The 417-nt window shown below is 67.9% G+C and carries 1 pseudogene; it reads left to right on the plus strand.

What is annotated here, in order from left to right:
• Nucleotides 1–215 (plus strand): annotated as a pseudogene (locus tag IG178_RS24285) (membrane protein insertase YidC); the annotation flags it as partial.
• Nucleotides 216–417 lie beyond the last annotated feature (202 nt).

The raw sequence follows: 417 nt of genomic DNA on the forward strand, positions 1-417 counted from the left end.
CCGGTCAGCGCCAGCAGCCCATGAGCAAGAAGCGCCAGAAGGCCAAGGGCATCAAGGACCAGGGCCCGCTCGAGACCGGCCAGGACGATGTCCAGCAGCCTGAGAAGGCTCAGGGGCCGGTGATCAACGGGGAGTCGACCACCGGTTCGTCGTCGCCGGTCTCCAAGGGCTCGTCGGGCGGCAAGAAGTCCGGCAAGGGCAAGTCCGGGTCCTGAGACCGAACCCCTCAGGGCGCCGCTCGGGTCATACTGTCGAGACGGCTGCTGCACCACTTCCGTCAGGAGAGACGAATGAGCGAGAACCAGCACAGCGAGCAGGCTCAGGACTCCGCGCCCGAGGGCGTGCAGATCCAGGACCTGGAGCCCGGTCAGAAGGTCGACGCCTCGGCGGTCGTCGCCGGTGTGGACGTCCCGCAGG

It is taken from the genome of Neoluteolibacter marinus (assembly GCF_014904755.1).
In the GTDB taxonomy this organism is placed as follows: domain Bacteria; phylum Verrucomicrobiota; class Verrucomicrobiia; order Verrucomicrobiales; family Akkermansiaceae; genus Haloferula; species Haloferula marina.